The 22,577-nt window shown below is 28.9% G+C and carries 26 protein-coding genes; all 26 read left to right on the top strand.

What is annotated here, in order from left to right; translation table 11 throughout:
• The first annotated feature begins 178 nt into the window (after positions 1–178).
• The 26 genes from DUT90_RS01240 (at position 179) to DUT90_RS01120 (ending at position 22,316) form a co-directional block, all read left to right on the top strand.
• Complete coding sequence (locus DUT90_RS01240) at positions 179–841, top strand: metallophosphoesterase family protein (protein ID WP_114424900.1); 663 nt, start codon at positions 179–181, stop codon at positions 839–841.
• Positions 831–2,129, top strand: coding sequence for a protein kinase domain-containing protein (locus DUT90_RS01235; RefSeq protein ID WP_114424899.1), 1,299 nt, complete (start codon positions 831–833; stop codon positions 2,127–2,129). Before DUT90_RS01240 ends, DUT90_RS01235 begins: the two co-directional genes overlap by 11 nt.
• A gap of 146 nt (positions 2,130–2,275) precedes the next feature.
• Positions 2,276–2,938, top strand: coding sequence for a hypothetical protein (locus tag DUT90_RS01230; protein WP_114424898.1), 663 nt, complete (start codon positions 2,276–2,278; stop codon positions 2,936–2,938).
• Between the two features lie 160 nt (positions 2,939–3,098).
• Entirely contained in the window at positions 3,099–4,592 is a 1,494-nt protein-coding gene (locus tag DUT90_RS01225) for an ATP-binding protein (protein WP_114424897.1), read from the top strand.
• A gap of 83 nt (positions 4,593–4,675) precedes the next feature.
• Complete coding sequence (locus tag DUT90_RS01220) at positions 4,676–6,226, top strand: tetratricopeptide repeat protein (protein WP_114424896.1); 1,551 nt, start codon at positions 4,676–4,678, stop codon at positions 6,224–6,226.
• Between the two features lie 291 nt (positions 6,227–6,517).
• A complete protein-coding gene (locus DUT90_RS01215; RefSeq protein ID WP_181858120.1) occupies positions 6,518–7,222 on the top strand; it encodes a hypothetical protein in 705 nt (234 codons plus the stop codon).
• A 154-nt stretch (positions 7,223–7,376) separates the two neighbouring features.
• On the top strand, positions 7,377–7,853 hold the full coding sequence (locus DUT90_RS01210; protein ID WP_114424894.1) for an SRPBCC family protein: 477 nt from the start codon (positions 7,377–7,379) through the stop codon (positions 7,851–7,853).
• Positions 7,854–8,016: 163 nt separating this feature from the next.
• Positions 8,017–8,622 carry a type II secretion system protein GspG gene (locus tag DUT90_RS01205; protein ID WP_114424893.1) on the top strand — a complete coding sequence of 202 codons (606 nt, stop codon included), beginning with the start codon at positions 8,017–8,019 and terminating at the stop codon, positions 8,620–8,622.
• 290 nt (positions 8,623–8,912) lie between these two features.
• Entirely contained in the window at positions 8,913–9,038 is a 126-nt protein-coding gene (locus DUT90_RS13465; protein ID WP_258848478.1) for a hypothetical protein, read from the top strand.
• Between the two features lie 11 nt (positions 9,039–9,049).
• Positions 9,050–9,700: a hypothetical protein gene (locus DUT90_RS01200; RefSeq protein ID WP_147266189.1), complete on the top strand. Its 651-nt coding sequence runs from the start codon at positions 9,050–9,052 to the stop codon at positions 9,698–9,700.
• 410 nt (positions 9,701–10,110) lie between these two features.
• Positions 10,111–10,527 (top strand): hypothetical protein, encoded by a 417-nt coding sequence (locus DUT90_RS01195; RefSeq protein WP_114424891.1) that lies wholly within the window; start codon positions 10,111–10,113, stop codon positions 10,525–10,527.
• Between the two features lie 238 nt (positions 10,528–10,765).
• Positions 10,766–11,353 (top strand): hypothetical protein, encoded by a 588-nt coding sequence (locus DUT90_RS01190; protein WP_258848477.1) that lies wholly within the window; start codon positions 10,766–10,768, stop codon positions 11,351–11,353.
• A gap of 171 nt (positions 11,354–11,524) precedes the next feature.
• The gene (locus DUT90_RS01185; RefSeq protein ID WP_114424890.1) at positions 11,525–11,926 is read left to right on the top strand and encodes a hypothetical protein; all 402 of its coding nucleotides are present in this window, start codon (positions 11,525–11,527) and stop codon (positions 11,924–11,926) included.
• Between the two features lie 159 nt (positions 11,927–12,085).
• On the top strand, positions 12,086–12,697 hold the full coding sequence (locus DUT90_RS01180; protein ID WP_114424889.1) for a hypothetical protein: 612 nt from the start codon (positions 12,086–12,088) through the stop codon (positions 12,695–12,697).
• A 163-nt stretch (positions 12,698–12,860) separates the two neighbouring features.
• Positions 12,861–13,739: a DUF4238 domain-containing protein gene (locus DUT90_RS01175; protein ID WP_114424888.1), complete on the top strand. Its 879-nt coding sequence runs from the start codon at positions 12,861–12,863 to the stop codon at positions 13,737–13,739.
• Between the two features lie 173 nt (positions 13,740–13,912).
• Positions 13,913–14,167: a hypothetical protein gene (locus tag DUT90_RS01170; RefSeq protein ID WP_114424887.1), complete on the top strand. Its 255-nt coding sequence runs from the start codon at positions 13,913–13,915 to the stop codon at positions 14,165–14,167.
• 13 nt (positions 14,168–14,180) lie between these two features.
• Complete coding sequence (locus DUT90_RS01165; protein WP_114424886.1) at positions 14,181–14,426, top strand: hypothetical protein; 246 nt, start codon at positions 14,181–14,183, stop codon at positions 14,424–14,426.
• A gap of 248 nt (positions 14,427–14,674) precedes the next feature.
• Complete coding sequence (locus tag DUT90_RS01160; protein ID WP_258848476.1) at positions 14,675–15,133, top strand: helix-turn-helix domain-containing protein; 459 nt, start codon at positions 14,675–14,677, stop codon at positions 15,131–15,133.
• Positions 15,079–16,485 carry an IS3 family transposase gene (locus DUT90_RS01155; RefSeq protein WP_258848479.1) on the top strand — a complete coding sequence of 469 codons (1,407 nt, stop codon included), beginning with the start codon at positions 15,079–15,081 and terminating at the stop codon, positions 16,483–16,485. Before DUT90_RS01160 ends, DUT90_RS01155 begins: the two co-directional genes overlap by 55 nt.
• A gap of 241 nt (positions 16,486–16,726) precedes the next feature.
• On the top strand, positions 16,727–18,040 hold the full coding sequence (locus DUT90_RS01150; protein WP_114424884.1) for an ATP/GTP-binding protein: 1,314 nt from the start codon (positions 16,727–16,729) through the stop codon (positions 18,038–18,040).
• Positions 18,027–18,668 carry an RloB family protein gene (locus tag DUT90_RS01145; RefSeq protein ID WP_114424883.1) on the top strand — a complete coding sequence of 214 codons (642 nt, stop codon included), beginning with the start codon at positions 18,027–18,029 and terminating at the stop codon, positions 18,666–18,668. The genes DUT90_RS01150 and DUT90_RS01145 overlap by 14 nt, the downstream gene beginning before the upstream one ends.
• Before the next feature lie 189 nt (positions 18,669–18,857).
• Complete coding sequence (locus tag DUT90_RS13435) at positions 18,858–19,478, top strand: YbjQ family protein (protein WP_220222559.1); 621 nt, start codon at positions 18,858–18,860, stop codon at positions 19,476–19,478.
• A gap of 165 nt (positions 19,479–19,643) precedes the next feature.
• Positions 19,644–20,621, top strand: coding sequence for a hypothetical protein (locus DUT90_RS01135; RefSeq protein ID WP_114424882.1), 978 nt, complete (start codon positions 19,644–19,646; stop codon positions 20,619–20,621).
• Positions 20,622–20,800: 179 nt separating this feature from the next.
• On the top strand, positions 20,801–21,034 hold the full coding sequence (locus DUT90_RS01130) for a hypothetical protein (RefSeq protein WP_114424881.1): 234 nt from the start codon (positions 20,801–20,803) through the stop codon (positions 21,032–21,034).
• Positions 21,018–21,317, top strand: coding sequence for a type II toxin-antitoxin system RelE/ParE family toxin (locus DUT90_RS01125; protein WP_114424880.1), 300 nt, complete (start codon positions 21,018–21,020; stop codon positions 21,315–21,317). The genes DUT90_RS01130 and DUT90_RS01125 overlap by 17 nt, the downstream gene beginning before the upstream one ends.
• Before the next feature lie 159 nt (positions 21,318–21,476).
• The gene (locus tag DUT90_RS01120; RefSeq protein WP_114424879.1) at positions 21,477–22,316 is read left to right on the top strand and encodes a toxin-antitoxin system YwqK family antitoxin; all 840 of its coding nucleotides are present in this window, start codon (positions 21,477–21,479) and stop codon (positions 22,314–22,316) included.
• Positions 22,317–22,577 lie beyond the last annotated feature (261 nt).

Raw genomic sequence — 22,577 nt, 5'->3', positions numbered from 1 at the left:
AAGTCCTCGCGGACTTTCTAATCAGTAATTATTTACTTACTTTTAGCTTGACAAACCCGCAACAAAGCTTATACAGAAACGTTGTGCGTAATTAACCATAATCAATAGACTTAATCATTATTTAATTAAATTAACAGTAAATTTGCTTAATTAAAATTAAAAATACTAAGGAAATTATATGCGAACATTTGTAATCTCTGACATACACGGTAAAAATGCTCTTTTCAGAAAAGCTTTAAAAAGCGTAAAACTGAAAAAGACAGATACACTTGTAATATTAGGTGATTTAATTGATCGTGGAGAGGATAGTAAAGGAGTTCTAGATACTATCTTTTTATTAAAAGATAATGGATTCAAAGTTGAGTTGGTTTTAGGTAATCATGAAAAAATGTTTTTAGACTCATTTAATAATGATGAAGAACATACCAAATGGATGATTAATGGTGGAGATAGAACTTTAATGAGCTTTCTGACGAGTAAAATAAAAAACATTCCTAAAAGATATATTGAATTAATAAATAGTTCCAAATATTATTTATTAAAAGATGATTTCATTTTAGTACATGCTGGTCTTAATATGAAAATTCAAGACCCTTTTTCAGATATTCAAACAATTTTATGGGAAAGAAAACCTAAAGAACTCTTAAATGAAGAATGGCTAGGTAGTAGAATTATAATTCATGGTCATACTCCTCAAAAAAAAGCTGATATTATTAGTCAATTAAATGAAAATATTATTGGTATAGATAATGGAAATTATTTAAACAAAAAAAATGGATACGGTTCATTATCGATTCTAGAACTCAATTCATTAGAAATACAATTTATAGATGAAAATTAAAAATGTAATTAATAATATTAACAGAGGTGGGTTTGGTATTATCGATAAAGTTGAATGTGAAGATGGACATCAATATGCTAGAAAGACTTTTGCTCCATCTGACCAGTTTAAAGATAACCAAGAATTATGTAATAAATTAAAATCTAGGTTTATTAGGGAAGTAAAAACACAAACTTTACTTCCTTCTGAGTACTTTATACCAATACTGTTTTCTGATTTAAATTGTCCTGAGCCATATTTTTTAATGCCAATAGCGGAAGATGTGTTTTCTAATGAAATTGATAACGCAAAAAAAGAAAATAAATACCCAGAAGGTTTAGGAGACATATTAAATGCTTTGGAGTTTCTGCACAATAGTGGATTGGTTCACAGAGATTTAAAACCACAGAACATACTCAAGCATAATGGAATTTGGAAATTAGCTGATTTTGGATTGATTTCTCAAGATAAAGATATTTTATCTCAAACAATTACGACTAGCAATAATGCATACGGAACAGTAATGTATTGTGCACCAGAGCAAACAGTTGAGTTTAAAAGAATTACACCTCAGGCAGACATTTATTCATTTGGAGCAATTCTACATGATATATTTTCAAAAGAAAATAGAATTCCTTACTCACAACTAACTGCTGAAGGGGAAATCGGATATATAATTGAACGATGTACCAAAAAAGATAAAAATAAAAGATTTAAGGATATTAAACTTCTTAGGTCAAAATTATTAAGTTTTATATCTAAACCTAAAATAGATTCTAATCAATATGATGAAGAATGGATTGAAAAATTTAAAAATGTTTTAGAATGGGATAATGATACTTTTGAAAGCTTTATTTTTTATCTAAAACAAAGTGACACAATTCAACAAAGTGTATTTTTCAATATAAATCAAGATATTTTAAACTATTTATATTCTTTAGATGTTGATTCTTTCTATGACCTTTCATTACAATATTTACAATGGGTATATAATAGATCTTTCGATTTTAGTTACTGTGACGTTGTTATTGATAACATTTATTTGATATTTAATCTTTCAAATGATATTGAAGTTAAATCGAGGTGTGCTATTTCTGCTTCGGAACTAGGTAGATACCACAACAGATGGTACGTTATGAAATATGTTGTTAAAATGTGTAACCCAGATATAGATGATAACTTAGCTTTTAGAATAGCTATGGATATTGAACTTGAAAACAATAATAAACTAAATTTCGTTAGATGTGTAGAACGAATAGATTTAACCATTAATTCTTTACATAAAGAAATTGAAAAAGTACTAAAATAACTACGCACAACAACGTATATAAAAAATAGCGGTTTAAGTGCTTAAAAGAAAGATAAATAATAAAATAAAGGTCAGCTATAAACCGAAAAATTAGTGCTTACAACCCGCTACTTTTCATATACAAGACCGTTGGCAAACATTAAAAAATGACGAACTACAAATTAGAAAATATTGACATTGAAGATATTGAACAAGTTCTTCAGAAAGTTGAAAATACTTTTGAATTTCGTTTTGAAAATAACGAATTAATGAACATTAAAAATTTCGGAGAATTAAGTGATGCTATAAAAAATAAAATCACACTTGAACATAAAGAAAATTGCACAACTCAACAAGCGTTTAATAAATTAAGAAAAATACTAATATCTGAATTTGAATTTAATGAAATAACCCCAAAAACGGAACTTTCATTAATATTCCCAAAAAGAAATAGACTGAAACTAATCAGAAAAGTTGAAAACAAACTGAACTTCAAATTAAATATAACAGAACCAAAACGAATTTATACTAATTTACTTTTGTTAGTTCTTGGAATGTCGATTTTGAGTTTTTTCTATGATTATAGAATTGCAATATTTGGAATAAGTATTGCTTTCTTTGGACTTTGGGCAACTAATAAGTTGGGGAAAGAATTAAATTTGGAAAATGTCGGAGAATTAGCAAAAAAAATGAAACGTGAAAATTATTTGAAGTCTAGAAGAAACTCAAGAACTGTGAATATAAATGAAATCGAAGAAATAATAATTGACCTATTTTCAATTGAATTAATTTTAAATAAATCCGAACTGACAAGAAAAGCATTGATATAAAAAATAACGATTTGCCAACACCGTATATAATTTATTGCTGGCTTCTTACCTACTTGCGAAAGTCCTCGCGGACTTTCTTGGTCGGTAATTATTTACTAAATTAGTTGCTTGAAACACGCAACAAACCATATACATCAACGTTGTACCCAATGCTAAAGAAATGAAGAAATTTGATTTAAACATTGAACAAATCCTAGAAAATTGGGAAACATATCACGCAATTCGTGAAATAATATCCAATGCACTAGATGAAAAATTATTAACTGACACTAATGAAGTTCAGATAAATAAAGAAAAAGATGTGTGGATTGTACGAGATTTCGGTAGAGGAATTCAATATAATCATTTGACACAAAATGAAAATGAAGAAAAGCTATCAAATGACAATGTAATAGGTAGGTTTGGAATTGGATTAAAAGATGCTTTAGCTACATTTGAAAGAAATAAAGTTAAGGTAGAAATAATATCAAAATATAATCGAATTACTATCTCAAAATCAAAAAAACAAGATTTTGAAGACTTATTCACTCTACATGCAATTATAGAAGATTCGCCTAAACCAAATTTTATCGGTACAGAATTTAAATTATTTGGCGTTAATGATTTAGATATAGAAAAAGCAAAAAAATTATTTTTAAAATTCTCTGGAGATAATATAATAGAAACTACAGAACAAGGACAAATAGTTTCTAAAAGTAGCGACAAAGGGAGTATTTATGTAAATGGTGTCAAAGTAGCCGAAGAGGAGAATTTTTTATTCAGTTATAATATCACGAAATTAAGCTCTTCTCTAAAAAAATCATTAAACAGAGAACGAACAAATGTTGGTCGAACTGCATATACTAATTCTGTCAAGAAAATTTTATTAAATGCAAAATCAAAAGGTGTCGCTGAAATTCTAGCAGATGATTTAACAAATATAAACTTAGGAACTGCTCACGATGAATTATTGTGGATAGATGTCCAAGAGCATTCTGTAAAGATTCTAAATCAATTAGGAAAATATCTATTTGTAACTTCCTTAGAAGCAATGCAATATCCAGATATGATTGACCAAGCTAAAAACAACGGGAATAACATTATAATTATTCCTGAAAACTTAAAATATAAAATTAATGATTCTATAGATTTATCAGGAAACCCCATTAATGATTTAGGACAATTCGTTGATGATTATAATGATAGCTTTGAATTTAACTTTATAGAGCCGAATGAATTAAATTCATTTGAAAAAAACATTTATGAATCTACCCATAAAATAATTGATTTATTTGGTGGATTACCAAATAAAGTAAAATCAATAAAAATTTCATCAACTATGAGAAAAGACTTTTTTAGCGAAAATGAAACTCTAGGACTATGGAATGGAGAACTAAAATCAATAATTATTTCTAGAAAAACATTGAAATCACTAAAAAGTTATTCTGGAACTTTAATTCACGAATTAATTCACGCTAAAACTGGTTATGATGATGTTACAAGAGAATTTGAAACATCTCTAACAAATTCAATAGGTGAGTTATGTGAAAAATTAATTAGTAACGAACAAACACAGGGTACAACACCGTATAAAAGTAATGGCGGTGGATTTAATAAATCGGAACCTATTTCTAACAAGAAAAACAAGTCTTGGCTAAAAAGGCTATTGTCTTAAAACCGCCACTACTCTTATACAAACACGTTACCTGCAAGCTGAAAAAAGACCTGTAACAATTATCAAAATAAGGCATCTTTAGTATGGACACTAATTCAAAAACAATGCGATTAATAATATTCATTACAGGCTTATTAATATCAACAGTATCATACGGACAGACATCCTTAAAAGAAATCGGACTTAAAGCAGAAAAACATAAAGTCGGATTTAAACACTATACAATTAGTGATAGTACAAGAACTTATCGAATTCATAATGAGTTTAACAACCAACTCATCAAGAGACCAATTCCAATAAGTATTTGGTATCCTGCGAAAATAGAAAATAGTAATTCTGAACAATTAACAGTCTTGGATTATGTAGAGATTTTTAAGGAAGAAGAAGAATGGAAGGACTTACCAGACTATTTTTTAATGGATTGGTTTCAACATTTACCGAATACACCAGAAAACGAAGCTCATCTTTCTGAAAAAGTAAATGCATTTCGCAATCCAACATTTTTAGATGGAAAATTTCCAGTTATAGTTTATGCATCAAGCTATCAAGCCTCGTCAATTGAGAACTTTGCGCTTTTCGAATATTTAGCAAGTAATGGTTTCGTAGTGATATCAAGTCCTTCAAGAGGAACAAAAACACGTTGGTTAGAAGGAGCAACCACGAAAGATATGGAAACGCAGTCAAGAGATGTGGAGTTTCTTCTCAAAGAAATTCATAGCTACGAAAATATCAATTCGGAAAAAGTAGCATTAATGGGATTTAGTTTTGGTGGATTGTCAAACGCCATAACTGTTATGAAAAACAAGAATATAAATGCAATTGTAAGTCTAGATGGAGCAGAAAGATACAATTATCCTGTTTTGGAAAAATCACCTTATTTCAATTTAGATAAGTTTTCAATTCCTTATATCCATTTTGCTCAAAAAGAGATTCCAAAGGAAGTTCTTACCACGGACAAAATCCCTGAAGAGTTGAATTACAAATTTCAACTGTATGATTCTTTAAAATATAGCAATATTCACAGATATAGATTTCACGACCTTACGCATTCTTATTTTAGTTCTTTTGGTGTCCTATTCGCAAACAGAGACAAAAGGCAAGATAAAAGTGATGAGAAAATTATGGCTTCCTATAATTTGCTATGCCAACATACCTTACAGTTTTTGAATGCGACACTAAAAAATGAGGAAGAGGCGATTTATTTCATTGAAAATAAGCCTATTGCAAACGGATTTCCCGATAGTTTGATTTCTAAACAAACGAAAAACGCTATCAAAAAAGACTTTACATATAAAGATTTCAATGATTTAGCATATAAACAGGATTATAAAGATTTAATCCCGTTATATAAAAGCACTATTGCTGAATATCCAAATCTTGAACTTCAAGAAGGAATGTTGAATATTTTTGGATTACGATTGTCCTTTAACCCTGAAAAGAGAGAGCAAGGATATAACGTCCTTCTTTTAGCTTTGCACTTATATCCAAAATCGGCAAATTTATATGATAGTTTAGCCGAGGCATATTTTTATAATAAGGATTACTCAAACGCTATTTTGAATTACAAAAAGTCATTGGAATTAAATCCAAAAAATCAAAATGCAATTGACAGATTGAAACAACTAAAGGAATAAAGCCAGCAGGTAACATTGTATATAAAAAATAGCGCAAGTCATTGCTAACACTAAGGTTTGGGCATTTTTGGAAAGTCGCCAAATTTTTAAATTTGACGATTTCCAATAAAAAAGATAAATAGTAAAATTTAAAAATTCGGCTTGTGTTTAATCCGAAAAGTTATAGCTTATTTTCAGCGCTACTTTTCATATACGGAGCCGTTGTGCTTCATTATGACAAACCAATAAGATTCCCGCTTTCTCGGGAAATTGAATATGATAAAATTCTTTCGTAAAATTCGCTACGACCTTATGGAAAAAAATAAAACTGGAAAATATCTGAAATATGCTATGGGAGAAATTATTCTTGTAGTCATTGGAATATTGATTGCACTACAGCTAAATAATTGGAATGAGAGCAGAAAAGAGCAAAACCAATTACAAACTTACTACAAACAAATAATTGCAGATTTTGATGAACAAAAAGAATATTCAAGACGAATTATTACGGCATTAGATTCAAATATTACATCTTATGAAAATTACAAAAATATCTTTGAGACAAAGAACTTAACAATTGATATTATTATCGATGAACTCAATAAGTTAGAATTGATTTCACCATATCTCTCTTTTCGTTTTAACACCATGGAAACGTTACAATCAACAGGAGATATAAAGATTATTCCAGAAGATTTAAGAAATAAACTTATAACACATAAAAGTAATCTTGACAGTTGGACTATTGTAAATAATGGAAATTTAGAGATTTATCTAAACGGTCTGATGAAATACAGCGAAAAGGGAATTGGTGGATTAACAGCAAGTTTGCGGGAACAACCTGAAATAAAAAAGGCAATAAGAAATGAAATTAAGCCAATTGAAGCAATTCTGGCAGCAGAAAGTGCTTTTGGAGTTAAATTTTTTACAGAATATAAAACACGTGAATTCTTAAAAGAAGTACTAAAAGAACTCGAAACAATAAAAAGCTTAATTAATTCGGAACTGGAAAAATAAAAATAACGAAAGCACAACAACGTGTATAGCTCATTGCGGCTGAATTCCTAATCGGAATTCATTGCAATTTACTATCTTTCGGTTACGGCGGAAAATCATAGCTGATTTTCCGCAACGAGCTATACACAAAACCGTTGTACACAATACCCCAAAAATGCCGAGAATCGAACTTAAGACTGAAATAAAAGCCGACAGAAACATCGTGTTTGACTTGTCGCGAAGTATCGATTTGCACAAAATATCAACCGAGCAAACTAATGAAGAAGCAATTGCGGGAAAAACAAGCGGTTTAATCGGAATGAATGAAAGCGTTACTTGGCGAGCAAAACACTTTGGAATCTATCAAAAACTGACTTCCAAAATAACGGAATACGATAGACCGAATTACTTTGCGGACGAAATGGTCAAAGGAGCGTTTGCGGAATTTAAACACGAACATCACTTTGCGGAATCGAATGGTGGAACTTTGATGACCGACTTTTTTGATTATAAATCGCCTTTTGGAATTTTAGGAAAATTAGCGGACAAGCTCTTTCTAAAAAAATATATGACTGAATTACTAACTGAAAGAAACCGCATTGTAAAAGAGTTTGCGGAATCTGACAAATGGAAAGAAGTGATAAATAAATAAAATACTGTGTACAACACCGTGTATAATTAATGGCTAGTTCTCGCCTACTTACGAAAATCCTCGCGGATTTTCTATTCGGTTTTTATTTGCTAAATTAGTTGTTTAAACACGCCACTAATCATACACATCAACGTTAGGCACAATGTAAACGAAATCACGAAAAATGAAAAACCTTCTTCCATTTATAATTTCTTTCTTTTTACCTGGAATTGGACAGTTTATTCTGAAAGATTTTAGAAAAGGAGGAATTATTTTATTCTCATATATAATTTCTACTTATCTAATCTTAAATTTAGATTTCTTGAATTTAATTCCTTTTTGGTTTCCACATATAATAATTATGATTTGGGCAATTTTTGGTGTTTATGACATTATTGAGGAACGAGATGGAAAAAAATCTGCAACAAGATATCTTGCATTTAGTTTACTTATTGTAATTGTTTTATTTCCAATAACTCTTACACTTTTAACAACTGGAATTTTTAAAGGAGCAGAATTTGTTACGAATGAATATTTTAACGAAGACAGAACGAAAACTGAAATAAATAAAATTTCGACTGAATTAAATATTTATAAAAATCATTATGGAACTTATCCGAAAAATTATGAATCATTTATTAGTCGAAAACCTATTTGGGGAAGTTGGAAAACTGATAGTTGGAACAATCCATATAAATACGAATTAATTGATTCTTTAAATTATAAATTAATTTCTGCTGGAAAAGACGGAATATATTTGAATGAAGATGATATTATAAGAAAAAACTGAAAAAACAAAGTGCCTAACACCGTATATAATTTATTGCTGGCTTCTTGCCTACTTTCGAAAGTCCTCGCGGACTTTCTTTGTCGGTAATTATTTACTAAATTAGTTGCTTGAAACACGCAACAAACCATATACAAAAACGTTGGCATTAATTAAAAACGAAAATAGAAGACATTAAGAAATCCTTGGAAACAGGGGTAGACAATATGCTCTGCAATGGTTTTGTTCCAGTAGCTTTTTTAGTAACCTTAAGGTTCATATTGAACCAAATAACCTTTAAAAAAAATACGAATATGGAGCAAATAATCAGAAACAATAAAGTCAGAACAAATATTAAGAATGGAATAAAATCTACGATTGAGACAGTTTGGGCTATTGGGACATCCATTGCAGGCGCTATTGCGCTAAAGAATAATTAGAAAATCTGAAAATGACTCATACAATTAAGATGTTTTTAAAGTTAGGAAGTTTAGAAAACATAACTGACCTTTATGAAAATGGAACGATTTATATAAATACTATAGAGTATTTTAAAAAAATTGAGGATAATGATTTACGTGGAGACAATTACGAAGGAGCATCTGAAATTATAAATTCTCTTCCTGGAACTTTTAGAATACCTGGAATTGACCGTGATTTTAAATATGAAAAAGTTCATTTAAAAAAATCATTTGACCAAGTTTTAGGAAATATTTATTCACTTTACTGCATATCTTCAAAGGGTTTTCCAAATCCATTAGATTTTCGGATAGACGAAAAGAATTTAAGATTTGGTACGCATTGTTTATTAATTAAAAACAGTCAATATTTTTTCGATAAAATACAATCTGAATTAAAAAACAAAGGATTTGACTTTCGACACGGATTTGTAAACTATTATGACAAAGATAATGTCACCAACAAAGAACTGACTTTATTTGACAAACCAATGGAATTTGAATATCAAAAAGAATTTAGATTCTATGTTCACAATAATAAACTTGAGCCGATTAAAATACGAATTGGTAGTTTGAAAGATTATGCAGAAATAATTCAGACAAAAGATTTAACTGAATTAACAATTGAATTGAAAAATAACTAATGCCAACACCGTGTATAATTAATTGCTTGGTTCTAGACAATTTACGAAAGTCCTCGCGGACTTTCTATCTGTGTTTTATTTGCTAACTTTAGTGATTAAACCACGCAACTAACCATACACAACAACGTTGTACACAATTTAAGAAAACGTCTGAACACAGAAGAATTAAATAAAGAAAAGAGAAAAACCATACCACTTACGAAAGAGGAATGGTTTAATTTTTTCATTTTTCCTGTAAATCCAAATTCACGGTTGAATTCAAAAAGTGCGAATCAAATTGAATACGACCGATTCAAAAAGTTTGGATTTAAAAAGAAAATGGAACAAGCTGAAACTGCACAAATTGCTGGAGTTTTGTTCTACTTTTTCTTAATCTTAATTGCTATTATAATCTTTCAAATCATATAGTTATGGATGAAGCATTATTGCAATCGGAATATAATTACGAAATGAATAAATGTGTTCTCGTCCAAGGAGACATTCATTCAGTTTGGGCTTATGTTATAGACATAACTGACAATAGAGACGAAATAGAATTTGACGGATTTATATGTTCTCGTGGAACTTTAATTGATAATAGTAACGAAATTGAGGCTTACATAAATCACGACCAAGGTTATGCACCACCATTATTAAGTGAATATAAAAATGAGTATTCGATTATAAATGACCTTATTGAAAACGATATAAAAATTGACTGGAAAGACAACATTGTCCGAATTTTAATAAAAGGAATTGAATATTTAAAAATGGATTTGGATACCAAAATGTCCTATGCTAAAGGAATTTCGAAAAGTGGAGCATATGGAATTCCATTAAAAGAATAAAAAAAAACTGTGTACAACACCGTATATAATTTATTGCTTGTTCTCGCCTACTTACGAAAATCCTCGCGGATTTTCTATTCAGTTATTATTTACTAAATTAGTTGCTTAACCACGCAACAAACCATATACAACAACGTTGTGTGTAATTTCTGAAACCGAATTAGGTAAATATATTGTTACTTTTATTTTTAAAATAGTGAATATATTGTTACTTTTGTTGTGAATTAAAATACACAATATGAATTGGCATCAAAGATTTAAAGAAATGAAAGAAGGATTGGGATACACTAATTCTGACATTTCACGTATTACTGGAAACACTTCTGATAGTATAAAGTCATCAACTCAACCTAATAAAGAATTACCTAGATGGTTGAAATTAGCAATAGTGATTTATGAAACAACAAAAAGTGAATCAGAAACGGCTGAAATGCTAAAGAAAAAATCTAAAAAAGATGTTTACAATTACATAAGAAACAGACTGTCATTTAATGAAAAACTAGTTAGCCAATTGAGACATATTGATAATGAAAAAATGAATAAAGAGCATAGAAGATTTGAAATGTCTGGATATGAAAGTAATATAGGCGATTGCACACTTCATAATTTAAGTATTGTAAATGAATTTTCAGATTTAGGAATTTATGATTTTACATCCTATTTATTTATAGATTTTTATAAAGGAACTCCAACACTTTATATGAAATATTTTAATGAACACGAGAATTTAGAATTTGATTATAGTGGGTATGGAACAACAGAGATTATTTATGAGATTTTTGAAAAAACAATATTTTCGAATAAAACAAAAAGGAGAAGGAATTAAAACTACACACAACAACGTGTATAATTCATTGCTAGCTAGAGCCTACTTACGAAAGTCCTAGCGGACTTTCTATCTGTGATTTATTTGCTAACTTTAGTGCTTAAACACGCAACGAAATTATACACAAAACCGTTGGCACAAATAACCAATCACCCTCTGAAAAACTGAATCATGAATATAAGTACAAACGTAGGAAGTATTCCTGAATTTAAAGGTTCTAATATAGGAAATTTAGAATTTAGAAACCCTGATAAATTTACAAAGAGGATATTAAAATTTTTGACCTCACAAAGCGAAACAGCTGAAAGGCAATTTAAAACTTCAAGAAATTTAATTATCGCAACCATAGTTATAATGATTTTACAAATTGGTTATGCTGTTTGGACTAATTTTGAATCGAACTCAAAACAGAATAACCTAATAAAAATAATTGACACGCAATCAAAACAATCTGAAACAATATCACATATGTCATTGAATTTATTCGACCTTCAAAACCAAGTGCGGACTTTGGAACAAGAAAACGCACAATTGAATCAAAAAATTCTGAAACTTTCGAAGGTGAAAAAATAAATACTTGTGCCAACACCGTGCATAATTTAATGCTTACTTTTTTCAATATTGGAAAAACCTCGTTCACTTTTAATTTTGTTTTTATTCTATTCATTTTTTTCTTAATTTTCGCATCAAACCATGCACCCATACGTTGTAGTATATTTTTTGAGGAACTTTATGAAAATTAAATTAACTTTATTATTACTTATCGTTTTATTTTCTTGTAAAACAGATCCAAATAAACAAATAGATGAAGGGAAAATAACTGGAAATAAATACCATAGTAAAGAAATTGGTTGGACTATGGAAATTCCAAAAGGTTGGAACTTTACTAGTAAGGATATTATGGAAGAGAGAAACAAAAAAGGAATGGATGCTATTAATGAAACTGCTGGTGTTGAATATACAGCTAATGAATTGAAACAACTTTTAAATTTTCAAAAAGATAATTTTAATATATTCCAATCAACTTCTGAACCTTTTGCACTCGGATATAGTAAACAATGGGAAGAAAATAATGCAGGACTGAAGAAGTTGATTTATAAAACTTTTCAACAGAACGGAATAAAGGCAGATTCAACCGAAACCAAAAATATTGAAATAGATGGGCTAGTGTTTCAATCATATAAATTTATAGTTTATAACTCCAAAGGAGAAGTTATTTTAAACCAAATATTATACAGTAGACTTATAAATGGACTAGACTTTGGTGTAAGTATAAATTACAATAATGAATCTGATAAAAAAGAAATGTTAGACGCTTGGTTTAATTCTAAATTTAAAAAGTAAAACATACTACAACAACGTATATAATTTATTGCTAGTTCTAGCCTACTTACGAAAATCCTCGCGGATTTTCTATTTGGTTTGTATTTGCTAAATTAGGTGCTTAAAACACGCAACAAACCATATACAAATACGTTGGCAACAATAAACCTGAAGCAATCCAAAATTGAATAAATCTAAAAGACACCATTATATACCAAAATTTTTTATAAATGGATTTACAGGTGAAGATGGAAAACTTTCAGTACTTGACAAAACCAAAGGAACTATTGACAAAATAAGAAAAAGCCCGAAACAAATCTTTTTTGAATGGAATCGAAATAGTTTTAATATTAATGGTTATGAAACTGACTTTTTAGAAAATGTATATCAATTTGGTGAAACTAAATTTGCCGACATTTATAAAAAGTTAACTGAAAAATTTGAACCCATAGAAATAACTACTTACGATATTCTTCATCTAACTCTATTTATAAGTGAAATACATTGGAGAATACCAATTCGTGACAAAATATTTAATGAAAACATAAAAAACTATGATTTTGAAAATGCTCCTTTTAAAGTTATAGATAAAAAAACAGGAAAGAAAACACCATTTAGTCAATTAAAAGAGTTGACAGAAGAACCTGCTTTTATTGAAAGTTTGAAACATATACAATCAATACAAGATTATATTAAAAACTCAAAAAATATTAAAGTGGAGAATTGGTTAATTTATTACAGACCGAAAGAAGCTCCACAATTAAAAATTTTATGCGACAATCCAATAATAACGAGAAATGAAAGTGAAAATGTTTTAGAATCTGAATTAATTTTTAATTTATCAAAAAGTAAAACAGTATATCATACGAAAGGAAATAGATTGAAAGAAATCCCTCCAATGAATAATATTTCAATTGATATTTTATTGTATTTACAAGCTGAAAAGTTTGTCTGTTGTTCAGATGAAAGCTACTTGAATTCAATTATTGAAATATCAAAACTATACAATACTCCTGAAAAAATACTTTATCTTAAAAATGAGATATTTGAAGTTTTTGAATAAATTACAGTTGCCAACACCGTATAAACTTTATTGCTGGTTTTAGCTCACTTGGGAAATTCCTCCGGAATTTCGCCGTTCGTGTTTTATTTACTAAATTCAGTGCTTAAACAACGCAACAAAGCTTATACAAACACGTTGTAACACATTAGCGTTGAAAATAAAACAGAATCAATATGGGAATGGATATTTATTATTCAAATGAGAAAAGTGTTTTAATAACTACTATTGAGAATTTGAGCTCTATTGAAAAACCATTAATTGAATTTAAAAATAGAACAGGAATTACTATAGACGAATATGGAAAAACTAACCTATATTTTGAGCATATAAAATTATTGAATACATTAATTTCTGGGCAAAATGAATGGAATATTATTTTTAAAAGAGCAATTGAAAAAAAATGTGGAATAATAATCGAAGGAGACTAAAATTTATAAAAAATTGGACTTTATAGGAATAGTTTTAGGGAGAATATTTTTGAATTTTATTGGCGGAAATATTCGCTGGATATTTGGAACAATATGGAGAAAAATATTTGATAAAGAAAAATTCACATATAATGAATATCTATTTGGACCAATAAAGTCAAATGGCTCTTATGACGAAATTGGACACACATTAAATAATAAGATAATTGGAGCTATTTTTTTATTTCTTTTAATATCATTTTTAATTGCTTATTTGTAGAAATGAACTGTAAAAAAGGAAATGAATTATGAAAAAAATAATAAACGTGTTACAACACCGTGTATATTTTATTGCTTTCTTTTAGCCAACTTACGAAAATCCTCGCGGATTTTCTATTCAGTTTTTATTTGCTAAATTTACGCTAAACCAACGCAACAAAGCATACACAAACACGTTGGTAAAAACTGTTGAAGTGAACTTTCCTGAAATAGGTTGACTAAAAATTAATCATTTAATTATAGTCACTTATGAAAACCAAAAAAGAACCCTGGCGAAAAAGAACCTATCAAAAAGTAACACTCGAAACTAAAATTTTAGTCGTTGACCAAATCTTAAATGGGCAAATATCCAGAAGTAATGCTTCTAAAAAATACGAGGTTCCCAGAACAACAATCTCATACTGGATTAGAATTTATAGTACCTTAGCCCAACAAAATATGGGTATGAGTAAAAACGATGAAATTAAAAAACTAAAGGAAAAAATTGAGGAACTTGAGTTTGTCAAAGACTTCCAACAAGACATTATTGCTGACATGGAACTAATCACAGGAGTGGATATGTCAAAAAAGTCGTTACCCAAAACATTAGCAAAAGAGATAGAGCGAAAAAAGAAAGACCGTATCAAAGAAAATGGCTCTATGGTTGTTTTGGGATTAGTAAACAAGCCTTCTACAAAAGACTCAAAAAACAACAAAAACAACAAGTAGATCATCAAAAACTAATTGTAATGGTAAAGGACTATCGTAAAAAAGTAGGCTCTAAAACTGGAGGAATTAAACTACATAACGAGCTTAAAAATGAGTTTTTAAAGGCGGATATTAAGATAGGTCGAGATAAGTTCTACCGATTCCTAAGACTCAATAATCTTTTGATTCCTAAGTATAAAAACTACATCACAACTACCAACTCTAACCACATGTATAGAAAATACAAAAACCTTGTAAAAGACCAAGTTCCTAACAGACCTGAACAGCTCTGGGTAAGCGACATCACATACATTAAAACTGAAAATGGACACAATTACTTAGCTTTAGTAACTGATGCCTATTCTAAGCAAATCATGGGCTATAAACTTGATAACCATATGAGAACATCACTTTGCTCAGAGGCACTTGCTATGGCCATTAAAAACAGAAAATACCCGAATCAAAAACTTATCCATCATTCTGACAGAGGATTCCAGTACTGCAACCCTAAATACACCGAATTCGCTGAAAGCAATAACATGACCATGAGTATGACTGAGCAATACGACCCTTACGAAAATGCTGTTGCAGAACGTATTAATAGAACTTTAAAATATGAATATGGACTCAAAAAAACAATAAAAAATACCAAAACAGCGCAACAATTAACACAACAGGCAGTCTATATTTATAACAATCTAAGAACACATTTTAGCTTAGATTTAAGAAAACCAGCCGAAGTGCATCTAAATCCGAATATCAAATACAAATCATATCGGAAAAATAAACTAAATTTACCTGAACTAAAAATTNATTTCAGTATAATACAAATGAATAGAAAACTAATAATATTATTACTGACATATTCTTTCTTTTCGTGTTCTGAATCAAAAACAGAGAACTTTTTAAATTTTAGTTTAGAAATTCCTAAAAATTGGAATGTTTACAAATTAAAAGGAACTGATTCTTATGTAAGATTAATAACAACTGAAAAAAACGACTCCATACATCTTGATTATGGAATGTATTCGAATAGTTTAAAATATTATCCACCAACTATTGCTCCACTAAAAAAGAAAGAAATGATTCTTAATTTTGGTTTAAAAGAATCTGAAGTTATATTTTTAGACAAAGATTCAATAACTGAAAAAGACCGAGAATTTTATAAAAACAGAGTTGAATTGTTTGAAACTATAAATGGGAAAAAAGCAAAAATTGTATTACCGAAAAAAGGAGAAATAGGAATAGGAGGAATTCATTTTGAAAATATTGAAAACAATAATAAACTGACTATTTATGGCAGAAACTTGAATAATGAGAAAACTATGAAATTAATTGAAGTTATAAAAACAGTGAAATTTATAAAACGTTAGGCAACACCGTACAAAATTAATTGCTTGCTAAGAGCCTACTTACGAAAGTCCCCGCGGATTTTCTTTGTCAGTAATTATTTAGTAAATTTACACTAAACCAACGCAACTAACCTTGTACAAGCACGTTGTGTGTCATTAGAGAAAAGCATTTTTTAAGAAACATTTAAACAAGTTATTAACATTTTTGATGTTTTTTACCTTATATTTGTAAAACAATTACATATTTAAGATAAAAAAAACAATGTTAATCAATTTTTCAGTAGAAAATTATCGTTCGATTAAGAATAAAGTTTCTTTGACATTTGAAGCTTCTAACTCAAATGAATTGGAAGATTATTTCATTATAAATGCAGGCAAAGATTTAAGATTATTAAAGTTAGGACTAATTTACGGAGCAAATGCTTCAGGAAAAACTACTTTATTAGATAGTTTAGATTTTTTGCAAGAATTAATTCTTGAACCTGTTGAGAAAAAAACTGAAGCAATTGAATTCAGTCCATTTCTATTTGACCAAGAATCAAAGAATAAAAATTCAAACTTCTCAATTGAGTTTTTTCAGAACAATGTAAAATACATTTACAATCTCGAGTTAAATCAAAACTCAATTATATTTGAAGAACTTTATTTTCACAACCCAAATAAAGCTCTTGTTTTTAGAAGAAATACTGAGTCTTCTAAACAATTGACAAAAATTGAATTTGGTAGTAAAATTAAAATCAACAAATCTCATAAATCAATTTTAGAAGCCAATACATTATGGAACAATACAGTCTTTGGTGGATACATCAAAACAAACTTTGAATCTAAAGAACTTCAAGACTCTATTGATTGGTTTGACAATAAGTTAAAACCAATGATTTCTTCAAAGACAAGCTTATTAGGTTTTATTTCAAGTAGAATAGAAAATGACAAAATCAGTAAAAATGATATTGTTGAATTTCTAAAAAAAGCAGATTTTAATATCTCAGATGTTTTAATTAAAAGTGAAGAAACTGAAATTGACGATGAAATTTTAGAATTTATAAACAAAAAGACTTTGGTCTCTAACGATAAGTTAGAGAAAATTAGAGAAACTGGTAAGATTGAAAAAAAGGAAATATTTTTTAAACATTCCCTTAATAATGACAATTTCTTATTGTCTTATAATGATGAATCGCAAGGAACTCAAAGATATTATCAATTTAGTGGATTGTTAAGTTTAATGATTAATAATGAACTTATAGTACCAATTGATGAAATTGAATCATCATTACATCCAGATTTATTAAAACATTTTATTCTGTCATTCTTGGCAAATTCTAAAACATCTCAATTGATAGCAACAACCCATCATAGAGAACTTTTAATTGAAAAAGACATACTACGTAGTGATGCTATTTGGTTTACTGAAAAAAATGATAATGGATGTACTGAATTATTTTCTCTTGATGACTTTGATTCATCAGTTATAAGAAAAGATACTGGGTCTATCTTTAATGCATATAAAACAGGAAAACTAGGGGCAGTTCCAAGTTTAAGTGATTATTATATTGAATTGGAAAATGGCTCGAACTAGAAGTAAACGAAATTTTAGTAGAAAAGGTAAAAAAACCTACTCTGTAATTGTCGATGGCAAAACAGAAGTGTGGTATTTACAAATGCTCAAAAAAAATGAAACCCTTCCAAGGATTGATATTAAACCTGAGCTACCAAAGAAAAAAAAGCTTTCTGAACAATTTAAAAGTGTAATTGACAACTCTAACATTTATGATGAAGTTATTTGGATTATTGATTTTGACACAATAATTAAAGAGACAAGAGAAAATAAACCAGGAACGAAAACAGCTTTACAAGAGTTTAAAGAATACAAAAAGGAAATTGATAAAAATCATCCTAATGTACAAATTTTAGTAAACACACCTTGCCTTGAAATATGGTTACTGTTGCATTTTGAGCCTATTGGCAAAATTTTTCCCGATTGTGGTGGGGCAGAAAAAATATTACGAACAAAACATATCAAGAATTACGAAAAAAGCGAAAAGTTCTATAAAAAAAGAGACAACGATATTTATAAACTTTTGGCTGATAAGAGAGATACAGCAATTGAAAATGCTGAGAAAATTGGTGATTTTGATTTTAATAATTCAGCAAGGAGTGTAGCTGAAATTTATAAGATATTTGAAAAATTTGGATTAAAAAAATAACGCCACACAACAATGGCTATAAGTAATTGCTTGTTCTCGCCTACTTCTGAAAATCCTTGCAGATTTTCAGTTTGGTGTGTACGTGCAAAGTTACGTGCTAAACCACGCAACTACTCATAGCCGAGACCGTTGTGTTTAATTGGTGAGAAACCTCGCAAATAAAAATAAATTCAGAGAAAAGAAATACTTATGGCAAAATGTAAAAAATGTGAAAATAGCTTTGGAATATTTGAATTAAAAAATGGAATATGTAAAAGCTGTATTGAAAAAGAAAATCCAACTTGTCCAGGTTGTAAAAATAGTTTCAAACCAGGCCAATTTACTGAAGGTTATTGTGCAGATTGTTACGAAGAAAGAAGAGAGACAATAGAGAAAAAAAAAGAACTTGAGAGACAGGAATTAGAACTTATAGAAAAAAAGAAACAGGAGAAAATAGCTTTGAAAAAAGCCGAAGAAAAAAAGAAGTTGGATATACAAAACATAATGCTAACTACAGAAACACATCTGAATTTGAAAATCGAAAAACGAATTAATATTGTTTCAGCTGAATGTGCATTTGGAATGAATATATTCAAGGACTTATTTACTGGTGTTAGAGATATTGTTGGAGGAAGGAGTGAAACACTACAAAAAACATTGAAAGAATCGAAAGAAACAGTTTTAGCTGAACTAAAAAAAGAAGCTTATGAAATTGGAGCAAATGCAGTTATTGGAATAGACTTGGATTATAGTGAATTTACTGGAGGAGGAAAATCTATGCTTTTTATGGTTGCTTCTGGAACAGCTGTATTAATAAATGAAATTGAATAAAAACAACTAAACACAACAACGTGTATATTCAATTGCTTGCTTCCTGCCTACTTAGGAAAATCCTCGCGGATTTTCCATTCAGTAATTATTTACTAAATTTAGTGCTTAAAACACGCAACTGAAACATACACAAAACCGTTGTAAACAAGCTACCAAACCAACAAAATGAGAGAATCGAGAAGAACTTTAAATTGGACAAGTGACCAAACGAAATCAATACCTTCAAAAGTTTTTTTCAATCATTTCTTTTCAATTATTTATTGTATAGTATGTAACGAAGAAAAATTTGAACTCAAAAAAAATCCTTATTACAATAGTATAAAAATTAAAAACAAACAATTTGATATTAAGGAAGTAAAAAAATTGCTTTGGAACTCTTGGAGTACAGAATACGCTTATCGAATTGGTGAAAAAATAAACAATAACGATTATTACAAATTTTCACTTCATTGGAACTTTCCTCAAGCTTATTATTCTGTTTACTTATCTATGACAGCATTTCACGAAACTCAAGGAGTTGCAAACGAACAACACGAAAAATCAATTAAACTTTTTGGAAATTCAGTAAAAGACAAACATTATCCTTTAGCCATAAGTTTTTATGTTTCTGGACTTAAAGATGAATTTGAATATTTTGGACTTCCAAAATTTAAAGGCTTTCCTAAAGAAAATAGTGTTTTAAGCAAAATTGAGTGTTTAGAAGATGCTGAATTACAATTAGCTACATTCTTAAAAACTACAAGAAAGAAAAATGCAGAGGACAAAAGAAAACGACTAGAAAAGCAAAACCATAAAGATTTTAGAACTGATAAAGGACAGTTTAGAAAAACTTTTAAAAAAGAACATTGGGATATAATTTATAAATCTATTCCAACCACATCAGTTTTCAACTTATTGTATAGATTAAGAATTAAAGCCAATTATCGTGACATTGAGAGTTTTATAAATGCAGATATAGATTTTAAAAGTTTTCATAAAAGTTTAGGAAAATTAATTTACTATCTAAATTTTGTTCACGAAGCTTACATTGCAAAAGCAATTGGAATAGATAATTATGAAAAAATATTAAATGAATTTCCTAGTCATCTTAATAGAGAAACAGCAATAAAAAGATTTGAGAAAAATATTAAACCATTAAAATAAAGCCAGTTTACAACACCGTATATAATTTATTGCTAGGTTCTAGCCTACTTACGAAAATCCTCGCGGATTTTCTATTCGGTTTTTATTTGTTAACTTAGTTGCTTAACCACGCAACAAACCATATACAAACACGTTGTAATGCATTTGCGTACGAAATAAAAATAAGCTAAATTTGAAATATGGAAGTAAATATTCAAAAAGCTAAAATTGACTTAATTCAGTGGTTGACAACCATAGAAGATAGCTCTGTAATTCAAAAAATTATGGAATTAAGAAATACTGAAAATAAAGACTGGTGGAATGAAATATCTGATATTGAAAAAAAATCAATAGAATTAGGAATTTCTGATGCTGATAACGGAAATCTAAAACCACACTCTGAAGCAAAAAAAATATATGAAAAGTGGTTATAAAATTCTTTGGACTGATCACGCTCTGAATGAATTGTCTGATACTTATGAATATTTAGAATTACATTTTACTGAACGAGAACTTAAAAAGCTTTCGACTGAACTTGAAAGAACATTAAATTTAATTTTACAAAACCCATATTTATTTCCGATTTCTGAATTAAAAGGAGTGAGAAGAGTTGTCGTTAAGAAATTCAACACATTATATTACAGAGAGAAAGGTAAATATATTGAAATTCTTTCATTTTTTTTTAACCGACAAAATCCGAATAAGAGAAAAATATAAAACGCATTACAACACCGTATATAATTTATTGCTTGGTTCCTAGCTACTTACGAAAGTCCTCGCGGACTTTCTTGGTCGGTAATTATTTACTAAATTAGTTGCTTTAAACACGCAACAAACCATATACAACAACGTTAGCCACAAGCTAAAACCAACATAGTGAAATATCGAATAACATTACTTCTTACATTCTTAGTTTCGAGTTTAATTTACTCGCAAACTGAATATGTTGAAAAATATGATAGTGGACAAATCAAAATTAAAGGATTTATAATCGATAGTGTTTTTATTGGAAAATATTTAGAATATTACGAAAACGGACAAGTAAAAATAAAAGGAGAATTCAAAAACTGTGAGTACGAAACTAATCATACAAAGATTTATGTTGCAGGTTGTGGAGTTGGCAATAATTCAAGTATAAGGAATGGAAAAAAACACGGAGAATGGAAATATTTTTACGAAAATGGAATTCTTAAATCTAAAGACAACTACTTCTGTGATTTAAGACAAGGCAACTTCTTTAATTATAGACAAAATGGAAAATTGTATTGGATTGACTTTTACACAGCCGACAAATTAATGGGAACTCAAGAATTTTATGAAAACGGACTTCTGGAAAAAATATCTACTTTCTCTTATGAATATAATGAACACGATGGACACAATTTAATGAAAACTGTCGAATCTGAATACTACGAAGATGGTTCAATGAATATTCAACGTATAATTCAAGAATTAAAAGATGACATTGAAAAAGAGAGTTTTAAAGAATATTATCCGAACGGATTTTTAAAAATAGAATCTGAAATTATTGACCTTGATAAAAACGGAATTTATCGAGAATTTTACGAAAATGGAAACATAAAATACGAAGGAATTTTTAAAGACGACAAACCGATTGACAAACAATATTATAACCAAAAAGGAGAAATAACGAAAATCGAAACTTGGAAAGAAGGAAAAATAATAAACACCGAACTGAAAAAAGCCAGTGGCTAACACCGTATATAATTTATTGCTGGCTTCTTGCCTACTTGCGAAAGTCCTCGCGGACTTTCTTTGTCCGTAATTATTTACTAAATTAGTTGCTTGAAACACGCAACTAATCTTATACAATAACGTTACCTGTAATTATGAAAAATGAACTTTCCTGAAATAGGTTGACTAAAAATTAATCAATTAATTATAGTCACTTATGAAAACAAAAAAAGAACCCTGGCGAAAAAGAACCTATCAAAAAGTAACCTTAGAAACTAAAAT

Source organism: Polaribacter sp. WD7, assembly GCF_003335085.1.
Classification (GTDB): domain Bacteria; phylum Bacteroidota; class Bacteroidia; order Flavobacteriales; family Flavobacteriaceae; genus Polaribacter.
Note: the sequence above shows the minus strand (reverse complement) of the source record. Positions and strands in the feature narration are given on the sequence as shown.

Coding starts and splice junctions, on each gene's coding strand:
- DUT90_RS01225 (WP_114424897.1), top strand. CDS start 3,099: ATGAAGAAATTTGATTTAAACATTGAACAAATCCTAGAAAATTGGGAA.
- DUT90_RS01135 (WP_114424882.1), top strand. CDS start 19,644: ATGAGAGAATCGAGAAGAACTTTAAATTGGACAAGTGACCAAACGAAA.
- DUT90_RS01235 (WP_114424899.1), top strand. CDS start 831: ATGAAAATTAAAAATGTAATTAATAATATTAACAGAGGTGGGTTTGGT.
- DUT90_RS01145 (WP_114424883.1), top strand. CDS start 18,027: ATGGCTCGAACTAGAAGTAAACGAAATTTTAGTAGAAAAGGTAAAAAA.
- DUT90_RS01185 (WP_114424890.1), top strand. CDS start 11,525: ATGAATATAAGTACAAACGTAGGAAGTATTCCTGAATTTAAAGGTTCT.
- DUT90_RS01205 (WP_114424893.1), top strand. CDS start 8,017: ATGAAAAACCTTCTTCCATTTATAATTTCTTTCTTTTTACCTGGAATT.
- DUT90_RS01130 (WP_114424881.1), top strand. CDS start 20,801: ATGGAAGTAAATATTCAAAAAGCTAAAATTGACTTAATTCAGTGGTTG.
- DUT90_RS01160 (WP_258848476.1), top strand. CDS start 14,675: ATGAAAACCAAAAAAGAACCCTGGCGAAAAAGAACCTATCAAAAAGTA.
- DUT90_RS01210 (WP_114424894.1), top strand. CDS start 7,377: ATGCCGAGAATCGAACTTAAGACTGAAATAAAAGCCGACAGAAACATC.
- DUT90_RS01150 (WP_114424884.1), top strand. CDS start 16,727: ATGTTAATCAATTTTTCAGTAGAAAATTATCGTTCGATTAAGAATAAA.
- DUT90_RS13435 (WP_220222559.1), top strand. CDS start 18,858: ATGGCAAAATGTAAAAAATGTGAAAATAGCTTTGGAATATTTGAATTA.
- DUT90_RS01170 (WP_114424887.1), top strand. CDS start 13,913: ATGGGAATGGATATTTATTATTCAAATGAGAAAAGTGTTTTAATAACT.
- DUT90_RS01195 (WP_114424891.1), top strand. CDS start 10,111: ATGGATGAAGCATTATTGCAATCGGAATATAATTACGAAATGAATAAA.
- DUT90_RS01220 (WP_114424896.1), top strand. CDS start 4,676: ATGGACACTAATTCAAAAACAATGCGATTAATAATATTCATTACAGGC.
- DUT90_RS01180 (WP_114424889.1), top strand. CDS start 12,086: ATGAAAATTAAATTAACTTTATTATTACTTATCGTTTTATTTTCTTGT.
- DUT90_RS01230 (WP_114424898.1), top strand. CDS start 2,276: ATGACGAACTACAAATTAGAAAATATTGACATTGAAGATATTGAACAA.
- DUT90_RS01240 (WP_114424900.1), top strand. CDS start 179: ATGCGAACATTTGTAATCTCTGACATACACGGTAAAAATGCTCTTTTC.
- DUT90_RS01190 (WP_258848477.1), top strand. CDS start 10,766: ATGAATTGGCATCAAAGATTTAAAGAAATGAAAGAAGGATTGGGATAC.
- DUT90_RS13465 (WP_258848478.1), top strand. CDS start 8,913: ATGGAGCAAATAATCAGAAACAATAAAGTCAGAACAAATATTAAGAAT.
- DUT90_RS01215 (WP_181858120.1), top strand. CDS start 6,518: ATGGAAAAAAATAAAACTGGAAAATATCTGAAATATGCTATGGGAGAA.
- DUT90_RS01200 (WP_147266189.1), top strand. CDS start 9,050: ATGACTCATACAATTAAGATGTTTTTAAAGTTAGGAAGTTTAGAAAAC.
- DUT90_RS01125 (WP_114424880.1), top strand. CDS start 21,018: ATGAAAAGTGGTTATAAAATTCTTTGGACTGATCACGCTCTGAATGAA.